Source organism: Frateuria defendens (genome assembly GCF_001182895.1).
GTDB classification, from domain to species: domain Bacteria; phylum Pseudomonadota; class Gammaproteobacteria; order Xanthomonadales; family Rhodanobacteraceae; genus Frateuria_B; species Frateuria_B defendens.
The window spans coordinates 64,929-77,326 of the sequence record NZ_LFQR01000030.1 but is presented as its reverse complement, the minus strand read 5'-3'; the positions used below and the strand labels follow the sequence as shown (position 1 = coordinate 77,326).

Below are 12,398 nucleotides of genomic sequence, written 5' to 3'. Positions count from 1 at the left end.
ATCGTTGCTAGCATGGGAACCATGAAACACCGCCCGCCGCCCGCCATCGACGAGGAGGACGCCCGCCTGTTCCGCGAAGCGGTCGGGCCGGTGCGCGAGTTCACGCCCACCGAGGCGCCGCCGCAGGCGCCCCGTCCCGCGCCGCATCCGCACATGCTGGAAGCCGACGAGGCCGCCGTGCCCGGCGAGCTGCTGGACATGGCCTTCGACCCCGGCCTGATGGAAGTGGGCGAGGAGCTCTCCTACCTGCGCGACGGCTACCCGCCCAAGCTGCTGCGCGCGCTCAAGCGCGGCCAGTACAGCATCCAGGACGAGATCGACCTGCACCACATGAACGCCGCGGCCGCGCAGGCCACTATCGCCGGCTTCCTGGCCGAGGCGAAGCGGCACGGCCTGCGCTGCGTGCGCATCGTGCACGGCAAGGGGTTGCGCTCGAAGGCGAGCGGCCCGGTGCTGAAGGTGCTCACCGACCGCCTGCTGCGCCGGCGCGGCGACGTGGTGGCCTTCGCCTCGGCGCGGCCGATGCAGGGCGGCACCGGGGCGGTGGTGGTGCTGCTCAAGCGGGCTTGAGCGCCTGATGATCTTGTCGCCGAAACGCGCTACAGCGGCGGCATACCAGGAGAGGAGATCGTAAACAGGCGCTGGATGCGGCTACCGGCCTGTTTGCATTGCGCCACCACGCGAGGGCGCGAGCGCCGCGCGGGCCTTGCCGCTCAGTCCGGATCGGTCAGCCGCGTGATGACGGCCGCGTGCTGCGGGAAGCGCGTCAGCAGTTCGGCGCGGGTGGGCAGCACCATGTCCTCCATCTCCCAGCCGGGCGCGACCACCTCGCTCACCAGCCCGTACTCGCCCTGCGGCAGCTCGGCCGCCTTCCACACGCCGCCGCGCACCGCCAGCTGCAGCACGTGGCCATGGGCCAGGTCCGGGCCAAGCACCACCGCCTCGTAGCGGCCGTCCGGGTGAATCAGGTGGTAGGTCACCGGCGCGCCCAGGTGGAAGAACTGGATGCCCTCGGAGGCTTTGGTGTGGAACAGGTCGCGCGGCGAGTCGCCGGTGAGCATGTAGTAGATCGCGGTCATCGTGGTGCGCGCCCCGCGCGGGGTCGGGATGCGCTCGCGGTGATCGGTCTTGTAGGTCTGACGGAAATAGCCACCCTCGAAGTGGCCGTCGAGGCCGAGCCGTTCGATCAGTTCGCGCTTGCCGGGTAGCGCATCGGTCATGCCGGAGTCTCCGTGGAAGAGGCCTGAGCGGCCAGCTCGCGCACCACGGTGGTGGCGTACGCGCCGGCCGGCAGTTCGAAGGCGAGCTCCAGCGCGCCGTCGCCCAGCCAGCGCCAGCGCAGCTCAGCGGGCAGCAGGCGCAGCGGGCGGCGCTCCTGCTCCAGGCGCGCGGCGGCCAGGCCTTCGGCCAGGTCGGCATAGGCTGCGGCCACCTCGCGCTCCAGCGCGCCGGCCTCGCCCTGGGCCGGCGTGTCGCCCTGCCCCCACAGCGGGCCGGAGGGATGGATGTCGGCGCGGGCGAGCCGCTCGGCCAGGGCGGCGTCGAACGGCTCGGGGCCGAACCACGAGCGCGAGCCGGCCAGCGACCAGATCTCGCCTTCGAGCGGGCGGTCCCACGCGGCGCGCTCCACGCGGGCGGCGAGCACCGCGTTGAAGATCTGCGAGCGCGCGGCCGAGAGCAGGATCGAGCGCTTGTCGCGGTCCACCCGGCGCCCGGCGAACATCGCCCGCGCCTGCGCCACGTTGCCGCCCTCGCGGCCGAAGCGCTGCTCGCCGAAGTAGTTCGGCACGCCCCGCGCGGCAAGTGCCGCGAGCACCCGCTCGGCGGCCTCGCGCTCCCCCTGCACCTCGCGCAGCACCAGCACGAAGCGGTTGCCGCGCAGCGCGCCGCGCTTGAGCTTGCGCCGGTGGCGGGTGGCGGCCAGCACCTTCACCTCGGCATGCGGGAAGGCCACCCAGTCCGGCTCGGGCTTGCCGGCCAACTGCACGGAGAAGGCCTGCCGCGTCACCGCATGGCGATCCTTCAGCCCCGCATAACCCACGCCCAGCGGCGGCACGCCGGCGTGGCGCGCCAGCTCGCGCGCCACCCAGTCGGTGTTGGCGCCGCGCTTCTCCACCCACAGCAGGGCGTGCTCGCCCTCGCCGTCCGCGTCGTAGCCGAGGATTTCCTCGACCTGGAAATCCTCCGGCGCGCTGCGCAGGCGGGCGATGAGCGGCGGGCCGCCGTGGGCGTAGGGAAGTTCGGTCATGGATGCATGAGTCTCGTGTCGGAACCGGCGTGGGCAGCCGGATGCGGAAGGCCGGCTCGCGCCGCCTTACATCAGGAACAGCGTCGCCAGCCCCAGGAAGATGAAGAAGCCGCCGCTGTCGGTCATCGCGGTGATCATCACGCTGGAGCCCATCGCCGGATCGCGCCCGTAGCGCGTCATCAGGATCGGGATGCCCACCCCGGCGAAGGCGGCCAGCAGCAGGTTGAGCGTCATCGCCGCGGTCATCACCAGGCCCAGCGCCACGTTGCGGTAGAGCAGGTAGGCCACGATGCCGATCACCCCGCCCCATACCAGGCCGTTGAACAGGGCCACGCCCAGCTCCTTGCGCCACAGCCGCTGGGCGCTGGCGGGCGTGATCTGGCCCAGCGCCAACGCGCGCACGATCATGGTGATGGTCTGGTTGCCGGAGTTGCCGCCGATGCCGGCCACGATCGGCATCAGCGCGGCCAGCGCCACCAGCTTCTGGATCGAGCCCTCGAACAGGCCGATCACGCGCGAGGCCACGAAGGCGGTGACCAGGTTGATCGCCAGCCACGACCAGCGGTTGCGCACCGAGGCCCACACCGAGGCGAAGATGTCTTCCTCCTCGCGCAGGCCGCCGCGGTTCAGCGCCTCGCTTTCGCCCTTCTCGCGGATCACGTCGACGATGGCGTCGATGGTGACGCGGCCGATCAGGCGGCCGCCCTCGTCCACCACCGGCGCGGTCACCAGGTCGTAGCGCTCGAAGGCCTGCGCCACCTCGTACACGTCGTCGCCGGGGTGGAAGGTGTTGACGTCCGGCGCCATCACCGCGCTCACCATCTTCTCCGGCGGGTTCACCAGCAGCCAGTGCAGCGGCAGCACGCCGGTGAGCAGGTTGCCCTGGTTGACCACGAACAGCTTGTCGGTCTGCGGCGGCAGCTCCTCGAAGCGGCGCAGGTAGCGCAGCACGGCTTCCAGGCTGACCTCCTCGCGGATGGTGACCATCTCGAAATCCATCACCGCGCCGAGCTGGTCCTCCTGCCACGACAGTGCCGACTGCACCCGCTCGCGCTGCTCGGCGTCGAGGCTGGCCATCAGCTCGGGCAGCACCTCGGTGGGCAGGTCCTCGACCAGGTCGGCCAGCTCGTCCGCGTCCAGCGGCTCCACCGCGGCGAGGATCTCGCCCTGGTCCATGTCCGCGATCAGCGATTCGCGCACCGCGTCGGACACTTCCAACAGGATCTCGCCGTCGCGCTCGGCCTTGACCAGCTGCCAGACGGCGAGGCGGTCGTCGCGCGGCAGCGCTTCGAGGATGTAGGCGATGTCGGCCGGGTGCAGCGCCTCCAGGTGCTGCTGCAGCACGGCCTGGTTCCGTCGGTGCACCAGCGAGTCCACCAGATCCTGGTGCGGGCCATGCTGGCTGTGCGCGACCTGCTCCACCAGCTTCTGCCGGCGCAGCAGCTCGACGATGGCCTCCAGCTGCTCGTGCAGCCGTTGCGAGGCGCCGCGGGTCTCCGCCTCGCTCATGCGCGCTCCAGCAGCACGCAGGCCTGGGCCGCGATGCCTTCGCCGCGGCCGGTGAAGCCGAGCTTTTCGGTGGTGGTGGCCTTGACGCTGATGCGGCCGAGCTCGCACTCGAGGTCGGCGGCGAGGTTCTCGCGCATGGCCTGCGCGTGCGGGCCGACCTTGGGCGCCTCGGCGATCACGGTGACGTCCGCGTTGCCCAGCGCATAGCCGTGCTGCGCCATCAGCAGCGCCGCGTGGCGCAGGAAGTGGCGGCTGTCGGCGCCGCGCCAGCGCTCGTCCGAGGGCGGGAAGTGGCGGCCGATGTCGCCCAGCGCCAGCGCGCCGAAGATGGCGTCGCACAGCGCATGGATCACCACGTCGCCGTCCGAGTGCGCCAGCACGCCGCGCACATGCGGCACGCGCACGCCGCCCAGCACCACATGGTCGCCCTCGCCGAAGGCATGCACGTCGAAGCCGGTGCCGATACGCATCAGGGGGTGCTCACGCATGGGGAAGAAGTCCGCAACAGTGTAAGTGTATGTGCTCGTGTGAAGCCCGGATGACGCCATGGCGCCTCGCGGCACGCGCGCGGCGAAGGCACCTGTCTCCATCGCCGGCCTCCGCCCCGCCCCCGCCTGGCCGGCGAAGCGGCGCTCAGCCGGTCCGCGGCAGCAGGAACTCGGCCAGGGCGAAATCCGCGGCCGTGGTCACCTTGAGGTTGTCCTCGGCCCCCTCGACCAGCAGCGGCGCGAAGCCGGCCAGCTCCATCGCCATCGCCTCGTCGGTGACCTTGACCCCGCGACCGGCCGCCTCGCGCAGCGCCGCGGCCAGCTCGCCGCGGCGGAACATCTGCGGCGTGAAGGCGCGCCAGCGCCGCTCGCGCGGCTCGGTGAGCTCACTGCGCCCCAGCTCGTCGGCGCGCTTGAGCGTGTCGCGCAGCGGCGCGCCGAGCAGGCCGCCGTCGGTGCGCGAGGCCTGCTCGATCAGCTGGCCGATGTCGGCCAGCCGCACGCAGGGGCGCGCGGCGTCGTGCACCAGCACGAAGTCGACATCGGCCACTTCGGCCGGCAAGGCGTCGAGCCCGGCCAGCACCGAATCGCTGCGCTCCGCGCCGCCCACCGCCGTACGCACCGGCTTGCCGCCGAGTTCGGCCAGCCCCGGCCACTGCGGATCGCTGGCGGCCAGCACCACCAGCAGGCCGGCGATGCGCGGCTGCGCGGCCAGCCGCTCCAGCGTGTGCAGGATCAGCGGCCGCCCGGCCAGCGGCAGGTACTGCTTGGGGCAGTCGCCGCCGACGCGCAGGCCGCGCCCGGCCGCGGGCACCACGCACCACAAGCCGGCCATGCTCAGTGCCCGCCGTCGCCGGAGGGCGCCGGCGCCGGCGCGCTGGCCGCGGCCGCCGGCGGTTCGACCACCTGGTAGAACGTCTCGCCCTGTTTGACCAGGCCGAGCTCGGCGCGCGCGCGCGCCTCCACCGCCTGCTCGCCGGTCTTGAGGTCGTCGACGTCGGCGCCGAGCGCCTCGTTGCGCCGGCGCAGGCGGTCGTTCTCCTCGCCCTGCTTCTTCACCGCCGCGCGCAGGGCCTCCACTTCATGCATGCCGCCGCTGCCGGTCCACAGTTTCATCTGCAGACCGATCAGTGCGAGCAGCAGGATCAGCGCGACCCAGCGCAGCATGCGGCCCCGCTCAACCCGGCAGCTTGCCGAGGCTGGGGAAGGCGTCGCGGCCGGCGTAGCGTGCCGCCGAACCCAGCGCCTCCTCGATGCGCAGCAGCTGGTTGTACTTCGCCACGCGGTCGGTGCGGCACAGGGAACCGGTCTTGATCTGGGTGGCCGTGGTCGCCACCGCGATGTCGGCGATGGTGGTGTCCTCGGTCTCGCCCGAGCGGTGCGAGACGATCGCGGCGTACTTGGCCGCGTCGGCCATGGCGATCGCCTCCAGCGTCTCGGACAGCGTGCCGATCTGGTTCACCTTGATCAGGATGGCGTTGGCGATGTGCTTGTCGATGCCCTCCTTGAAGATCGACGGGTTGGTCACGAACAGGTCGTCGCCGACCAGCTGCACCTTGCTGCCGATGGCCTCGGTGAGCAGCTTCCAGCCATCCCAGTCGCCCTCGGCCATGCCGTCCTCGATGGTGACGATCGGGTACTGCCTGGCCCAGCTCGCCAGCAGGTCGACGAACTCGGCCGGCGCATAGGCCTTGCCCTCGCCTTCCAGGTCGTACTTGCCGTCCTTGAAGAACTCCGAGCTGGCCACGTCGAGGCCGAGCAGGATGTCGTGGCCGACCTTGTAGCCGGTCTTGCCGACCGCCTCGAGGATGGTGTCGAGCGCCTCCACGTTGGAACGCAGGTTCGGCGCGAAGCCGCCCTCGTCGCCCACCGCGGTGTTGAGTCCCTTGCCTTTGAGCACGCTCTTGAGCGCGTGGAAGATCTCCGCGCCGGCGCGCAGCGCCTCGGCGAAGTTCGCCGCGCCCACCGGCAGCACCATGAACTCCTGCACGTCGACGTTGTTGTCGGCATGGGCGCCGCCGTTGATGATGTTCATCATCGGCACCGGCAGCGCGCCGGGCTCGCCGGTGGTGCCGTTGATGGTGGCGAGGTATTGCCACAGCGGCTGGCGGTTCTGCGCGGCCACGGCGTGCGCGGCGGCCAGCGACACGCCGAGGATGGCGTTGGCGCCCAGCTTGCCCTTGTTGGGGGTGCCGTCGAGGTTGATCAGCTTGGCGTCCAGGCCGCCCTGGTCGGCGGCGTCGAAGCCCTTGAGCGCGCTGGCGATGGCGCCGTTGACGTTGCCCACCGCGTGCTTCACGCCCTTGCCGAGGTAGCGCGACTTGTCGCCGTCGCGCAGCTCCACCGCCTCGCGCGAGCCGGTGGAGGCGCCGCTCGGCACCGCCGCGCGGCCGAAGCCGCCGCCGCTCAGGGTGACTTCGGCTTCCAGGGTGGGGTTGCCGCGCGAATCGAGGATCTCGCGGGCGTGGATGCGGGTGATCTGAGTGCTCATGCGTTTCCTTCGAAATTAGGTAGAACCGAACCGGACCATCAGACATGCCAGGGCCAGGAACAGGAGGTTGACCACCGCCCCCAGCCGGCCGTAGAGCTTGCGCCGCCGCGTCTGCCAGCCGGCGAGCAGCCCCGTCAAGAAACCGAGTGCCGCCAGCGGCGTGAACAGCTCCACGCCGAGCGCCACGTGTTGCAGCCCTTCGCCGGGGCTGCCCTCGGCCAGCCCCGCTTCCGCGCCGGGCACGTGCCGGGAGGAGGATTCGAACAAGGCGAACAGCAAGGGTGCGACGAACGCGGCGACGCCCAGCGCGAACGAGGCGATGCCCAGCCGCGAATGGCCGGAAGGCGGTGCCGGTGTCGCTGCGTTTTCCGCCTCAAGCATCGAAACTCCTCGATCGAACCGTCCCACCCTGCGAACCGCTCCGTCGCGCCGGCCGCCCGGCCGCCCGGCCGCCCGGATGATAGTCACTGCACGGGCTTGCGCATCAAGTTCTGGTAACGCTGGTCGGCCTGGCAGATGCCGCCGGTCACCTGGGCCACGTAGTAGCGGGCCACCGCCTTGCTCGACAGCGCGCGCCCGAGCGAGGCGCTGGCGTTGTTCTCGGCCGACTCCGGCAGCTGCGCGGTCATCAGCGAAAGCAGCGTATCGGCGGCGAGCTTGGCCTGCCGGTCGGCCTGGGCCGCCGAGGGCTGCGTCCACTGCTCGCGCAACGGCGAGGCGGCGTCGAGCAGGCGCAGCGCGTCCGCGCGCAGCGCGCCAGCCTTGCCGAGCAGCACCAGCCGCTGGCCCACGCCGAGGCTGTTGAGGCTGGCGCTGTTCATGTAGCGATCCTCGCACTGCGCCAGGGTCTGGTAGGCGTCGTACAGCTCGCGCCATTCGGCCTGGCTGTAGGGCGCATACTCGTTGGCCGGCGCCGGCGTGATCGGCGCCGCGGTGCTGGCCGCCGCCGGCGCCGAAGCGGCCGGAGCCGGCGCCGGAGCCGGCGCTTCCGCGGCCGGCGCCGGCTGCCGGTGGCGATGCCACGGCAGCCACGAACACCCGGCCATGGCCGGCACGATCAGCAGCAGCGCGCAGAGCCGGCCCGCACGCCTCATGCCTGCTCCAGGAAGCCGTGGCGCTTGGTCACCTGGTCCAGCTCCTGCAGGGTTTCCAGCAGCGCCTCCATCTTGCCCAGCGGCCAGGCGTTGGGGCCGTCGCTGAGCGCCTTGTCCGGGTCCGGATGGGTCTCGGCGAACAGGCCCGCGATGCCCACGGCCACCGCCGCGCGTGCCAGCACCGGCACGAACTCGCGCTGGCCGCCCGAGCTGGTGCCCTGCCCGCCCGGCAGCTGCACCGAATGGGTGGCGTCGAACACCACCGGGCAGCCGGTGTCGCGCATCGCGCTCAGCGAGCGCATGTCCGAGACCAGATTGTTGTAGCCGAAGCTCGCGCCGCGCTCGCAGACCAGGATGTCGTCGTTGCCGACCGCCTTGGCCTTCTCGACCACGTTCTTCATGTCCCACGGTGCGAGGAACTGGCCCTTCTTGATGTTCACCGGCTTGCCGGCGCGGGCCACCGCCTGGATGAAATCGGTCTGGCGGCACAGGAAGGCCGGCGTCTGCAGCACGTCCACCACCGAGGCCACCTCGGCGAAGGGCGTGTACTCGTGCACGTCGGTGAGCACCGGCACGCCGACCTGGCGCTTCACCTCGCCCAGGATGCGCAGGCCTTCTTCCATCCCCAGGCCGCGGAAGCTCTTGCCGGAGGAACGGTTGGCCTTGTCGAAGCTGGACTTGAAGATGAAGTGGATGCCCAGCCGCCCGGTGATCTCCTTCAGCGTGCCGGCGGTGTCCACCTGCAGCTGCTCGGATTCGACCACACAGGGGCCGGCGATCAGGAACAGCGGCCTGTTCAGGCCGACCTCGAAACCGCACAGCTTCATGCCGCGGTCTCCCGCACCGTCGCCAGCCGCTCGCCCTCGCGCACGGCCTTGAACTCGCGCGCGGCGCGCACGAAGCCGATGAACAGCGGGTGGCCGTCCCGCGGCGTGGAGGTGAATTCCGGATGCGCCTGGCAGGCCAGGAACCACGGATGCTGCTGCCGGGGCAGCTCGACCATCTCCACCAGCAGGTCGTCCATCGACTTGCCGGAGATCACCAGCCCCAGGTCCTCGAAGGACTGGCGGTAGCGGTTGTTGAACTCGTAGCGGTGGCGATGGCGCTCGCGCACCACCTCCTGGCCGTACAGCTCGCGCGCCAGCGTGCCGGCCTTGAGGCGGCACTCCTGCGCGCCCAGGCGCATGGTGCCGCCCAGGTCCGAGCGCTCGGTACGCTGCTCCACCTCGCCGCTGGAGGTGGTCCACTCGGTGATCAGCGCGATCACCGGGTCGGGCGTGTTGCGGTCGTTCTCGCTGGAATCGGCCGCGGGCAGCCCGGCCACGTGGCGGGCGAAATCCACCACCGCCGCGTGCATGCCGTAGCAGATGCCGAAGTACGGCACGCCGTGCTCGCGGGCGTAGCGGGCGGCCAGGATCTTGCCCTCGAAGCCGCGCTTGCCGAAGCCGCCCGGCACCAGGATCGCGTCGGCCTCGCCCAGCACCGCCTGGGCGCCGTCGGCCTCGATCTGCTCGGAGTCGATCCACTTCAGGTTGACGCGGGCCTGCTGCTTGATGCCGCCGTGGCGCAGCGCCTCGCCGAGCGACTTGTAGGCGTCCTTGTGCTCGACGTACTTGCCGACGATGGCGACGGTGACCTCGTCCTTCGGGTGCTCCACCGCGTCCACGGTACGCTGCCAGGAGGAAAGGTCGGCCGGCTTGGCGTCCAGGCCGAGGCGCTTGACCACGATCTCGTCCAGGCCCTGCTGGTGCAGCCACAACGGCTGCTTGTAGATGATGTCCACGTCCGCCGCGCTGATCACGGCGTTCTCCGCCACGTTAGTGAACAGCGCGATCTTGCGGCGCTCGCCGTCGGGCAGCGGCTGCTCGCAGCGGCACAGCAGCACGTCCGGCTGGATGCCGATGGAGCGCAGCTCCTTCACCGAGTGCTGGGTGGGCTTGGTCTTGATCTCGCCGGCGGCCTTGATGTACGGCACCAGGGTCAGGTGCATGAACAGACACTTCTCGGGGCCGTGCTCGATGCGCAGCTGGCGGATGGCTTCGAGGAACGGCAGCGACTCGATGTCGCCCACCGTGCCGCCGATCTCCACCAGCGCCACGTCGAAGCCGCGGGTAGCCTCGTGGATGCAGTGCTTGATCTCGTCGGTGATGTGCGGGATCACCTGCACGGTGGCGCCGAGGTAGTCGCCGCGGCGCTCCTTGCGGATCACCGATTCGTAGATCTTGCCGGTGGTGATGGAGTTCTTGCCGGTGAGGCGGGTGTTGACGAAGCGCTCGTAGTGGCCGAGGTCGAGGTCGGTCTCCGCGCCGTCGTCGGTCACGTAGACCTCGCCGTGCTGGAAGGGACTCATGGTGCCCGGATCCACATTGATATAGGGATCGAGCTTCATCATGGTGACCGAAAGACCGCGCGCTTCCAGGATGGACGCAAGCGACGCCGCGGCGATGCCCTTGCCAAGCGAGGACACCACACCGCCGGTGACGAAAATCAGGGGGGTCATGGGAAGCACCGTGCCGGAAATTAGGAATTCTAACGGCTGCGCGCCGCAGGGGCGAGTGGGCGCGGCAGGATTTTCCGTCCTTCGTACAGGCGGGAGTCGAAAAAACGCGGCGGCCGGCGGCGCGGCCGCTGCTAGCATGCACGCATGAACCAAGCCACGCCCGTCCCCTCCCGCCTGGCCGCCCTGCGCCAGGCCATGCACCGGCACGGCATCGCCGCCTGCCTGGTGCCCACCGCCGACCCGCACCTGTCCGAATACCTGCCGCGACATTGGGCCGCGCGCGAATGGCTGTCCGGCTTTACCGGCTCGGCCGGCCTCTTGCTGGTGACCGCCACCGAGGCCGGCCTGTGGACCGACTCGCGCTACTTCGCGCAGGCCGAACGCGAGCTCGCCGACAGCGGCATCGCGCTGATGAAGCAGCGCTCGGCCGCGGTGCCCGAGCACATCCACTGGCTGCAGCCGCATCTCAAGCGCGGTGACGTGGTGGCGGTGGCCGGCGACAGCCTGTCGGTGGCCGCGCGGCGGCAGATCGAGCGCCTGCTCGGCGAGGCAGGTGCCGGCCTGCGCATCGACCTGGATCTGCCCGCCGCGATCTGGCCCGAACGGCCGCCGCTGCCGAAGTCGCCGGTGTTGGAGCACGCCGCCGGCTTCGCGGGCGCCTCGCGCGCGGACAAGCTCGAGCGCCTGCGCACCGCGCTGCGCAAGCTCGGCGCCACGCACCACGTCGTCTCCAGCCTCGACGACGTGGCCTGGCTCACCAACCTGCGTGGCAGCGACGTGGAGTGCAACCCGGTCTTCCTCGCCCACCTGCTGGTAGCGGCCGAGGGGCCCGCCACGCTGTTCGTCGACCGCGGCAAGCTGTCCGACGCCCTGGTCGCGGCGCTGGCGGCCGACGAGGTGCACCTGGCCGACTACGCGACGCTCGTCGATGCGCTGGCCGAGCTGGGCCCGAACGACCGGCTGCTGCTCGATCCCGCCCGCGTGGTCTGCGCGGTGGCGGCCTCGATCCCGGCCTCGACGCCCGTCATCGAGGCCGCCAACCCCTCCACCCTGTTCAAGGCGCGCAAGAGCAGCGACGAGCTCGATCACGTGCGCGAGGTGATGCGCCGCGACGGCGCCGCCCTGGTGCGCGCCTTCCGCCGCCTGGAAGACCGCCTCGCCGCCGGCATGGCGCAGACCGAGCTGGACGTGGACGCGCTGCTGCGCGAGGAGCGCGCCGCGCAACCGGACTTCGTCGGCGAGAGCTTCGCCACCATCGCCGGCTACGAGGCCAACGGCGCGCTGCCGCACTACCGCGCCACGCCCGAGGCGCACAGCGCCCTGCAACGCCACGGCCTGCTGCTGGTGGACTCCGGCGGCCAGTATCTGGGCGGCACCACCGACATCACCCGCGTGCTGGCGCTCGGCCCCACCAGCGCCGAGCAGCGCCGCGACGCCACCCTGGTACTCAAGGGCATGATCGCGCTCTCCCGCGCCCGCTTCCCCAAGGGCGCCAGCGGCCCGCAGCTCGACGCGCTGGCGCGCGCGCCGCTATGGGCCGCCGGCCTGGACTTCGGCCACGGCACCGGCCACGGCGTGGGCTACTTCCTCAACGTGCACGAGGGCCCGCAGGGCATCCGCCCGCCGGTGAGCGGCGGCGCGCTGGTGCCGCTGGACCCGGGCATGATCACCTCGATCGAGCCGGGCCTGTACAAGCCGGCGCGGCACGGCATCCGCCACGAGAACCTCGCCGTGGTGGTCGAGGCCGACCGCACCGAGTTCGGCGAGTTCTACGCCTTCGAGACGCTCACCCTGTGCCCGTTCGACCGCCGCGCGCTGGAGCCGGGCCTGCTCAATCCGGAGGAGCGCGCCTGGCTGGACGACTACCACGCCGGCGTGCGCGCCGCGCTGGCGCCCTTGCTGGAGGATGCCGACCTGGCATGGCTCGAACGCCACTGTGCCCCACTGTGAATAACGCGCCTGCGCGCGACCGCGCCTTAGCCTTTCCGGTCCCGGTGAAGGCAACGGCAGCAAGGTGGTCGCGCACAGGCGCGCTTCTACCAGGGCTCCGATCACGCCTTGCGGCCAG

Annotated in this window: 13 protein-coding genes; 2 read left to right on the top strand and 11 right to left on the bottom strand. The window is 71.2% G+C overall.

Features of this window, described 5'->3' with window-relative positions; all coding sequences use genetic code 11:
* Positions 1-21: 21 nt before the first annotated feature.
* Positions 22-570, top strand: a complete 549-nt coding sequence (locus ACH65_RS04850; protein WP_049621459.1) for a Smr/MutS family protein — start codon at positions 22-24, stop codon at positions 568-570.
* Between the two features lie 143 nt (positions 571-713).
* On the opposite strand, the gene ACH65_RS04845 is transcribed toward ACH65_RS04850, so the two are convergent.
* From ACH65_RS04845 to pyrG, 11 genes are all read right to left on the bottom strand, one after another.
* The gene (locus ACH65_RS04845) at positions 714-1,220 is read right to left on the bottom strand and encodes a cupin domain-containing protein (RefSeq protein WP_049621458.1); all 507 of its coding nucleotides are present in this window, start codon (positions 1,218-1,220) and stop codon (positions 714-716) included.
* The gene (gene truD, locus ACH65_RS04840) at positions 1,217-2,248 is read right to left on the bottom strand and encodes a tRNA pseudouridine(13) synthase TruD (RefSeq protein ID WP_049621457.1); all 1,032 of its coding nucleotides are present in this window, start codon (positions 2,246-2,248) and stop codon (positions 1,217-1,219) included. The genes ACH65_RS04845 and truD overlap by 4 nt, the downstream gene beginning before the upstream one ends.
* A gap of 66 nt (positions 2,249-2,314) precedes the next feature.
* A complete protein-coding gene (mgtE, locus tag ACH65_RS04835; RefSeq protein WP_049621456.1) occupies positions 2,315-3,757 on the bottom strand; it encodes a magnesium transporter in 1,443 nt (480 codons plus the stop codon).
* Positions 3,754-4,227: a 2-C-methyl-D-erythritol 2,4-cyclodiphosphate synthase gene (gene ispF / locus ACH65_RS04830; protein WP_049621492.1), complete on the bottom strand. Its 474-nt coding sequence runs from the start codon at positions 4,225-4,227 to the stop codon at positions 3,754-3,756. Before ispF ends, mgtE begins: the two co-directional genes overlap by 4 nt.
* A 163-nt stretch (positions 4,228-4,390) precedes the next feature.
* Positions 4,391-5,086 carry a 2-C-methyl-D-erythritol 4-phosphate cytidylyltransferase gene (gene ispD / locus ACH65_RS04825; RefSeq protein WP_049621455.1) on the bottom strand — a complete coding sequence of 232 codons (696 nt, stop codon included), beginning with the start codon at positions 5,084-5,086 and terminating at the stop codon, positions 4,391-4,393.
* Entirely contained in the window at positions 5,083-5,412 is a 330-nt protein-coding gene (gene ftsB, locus ACH65_RS04820) for a cell division protein FtsB (RefSeq protein WP_049621454.1), read from the bottom strand. Before ftsB ends, ispD begins: the two co-directional genes overlap by 4 nt.
* Positions 5,413-5,422: 10 nt before the next feature.
* The gene (gene eno / locus ACH65_RS04815; protein WP_049621453.1) at positions 5,423-6,736 is read right to left on the bottom strand and encodes a phosphopyruvate hydratase; all 1,314 of its coding nucleotides are present in this window, start codon (positions 6,734-6,736) and stop codon (positions 5,423-5,425) included.
* A gap of 15 nt (positions 6,737-6,751) precedes the next feature.
* A complete protein-coding gene (locus ACH65_RS04810) occupies positions 6,752-7,117 on the bottom strand; it encodes a hypothetical protein (protein WP_049621452.1) in 366 nt (121 codons plus the stop codon).
* Positions 7,118-7,200: 83 nt separating this feature from the next.
* A complete protein-coding gene (locus ACH65_RS04805) occupies positions 7,201-7,830 on the bottom strand; it encodes a hypothetical protein (RefSeq protein ID WP_049621451.1) in 630 nt (209 codons plus the stop codon).
* Positions 7,827-8,657 (bottom strand): 3-deoxy-8-phosphooctulonate synthase, encoded by an 831-nt coding sequence (gene kdsA / locus ACH65_RS04800; RefSeq protein ID WP_049621450.1) that lies wholly within the window; start codon positions 8,655-8,657, stop codon positions 7,827-7,829. The genes ACH65_RS04805 and kdsA overlap by 4 nt, the downstream gene beginning before the upstream one ends.
* Complete coding sequence (pyrG, locus tag ACH65_RS04795) at positions 8,654-10,330, bottom strand: CTP synthase (RefSeq protein ID WP_049621449.1); 1,677 nt, start codon at positions 10,328-10,330, stop codon at positions 8,654-8,656. Before pyrG ends, kdsA begins: the two co-directional genes overlap by 4 nt.
* Before the next feature lie 144 nt (positions 10,331-10,474).
* Here pyrG and ACH65_RS04790 point away from each other — a divergent pair, with 144 nt between their 5' ends.
* Positions 10,475-12,280 (top strand): aminopeptidase P family protein, encoded by a 1,806-nt coding sequence (locus ACH65_RS04790; protein ID WP_049621448.1) that lies wholly within the window; start codon positions 10,475-10,477, stop codon positions 12,278-12,280.
* Positions 12,281-12,398: the final 118 nt, after the last annotated feature.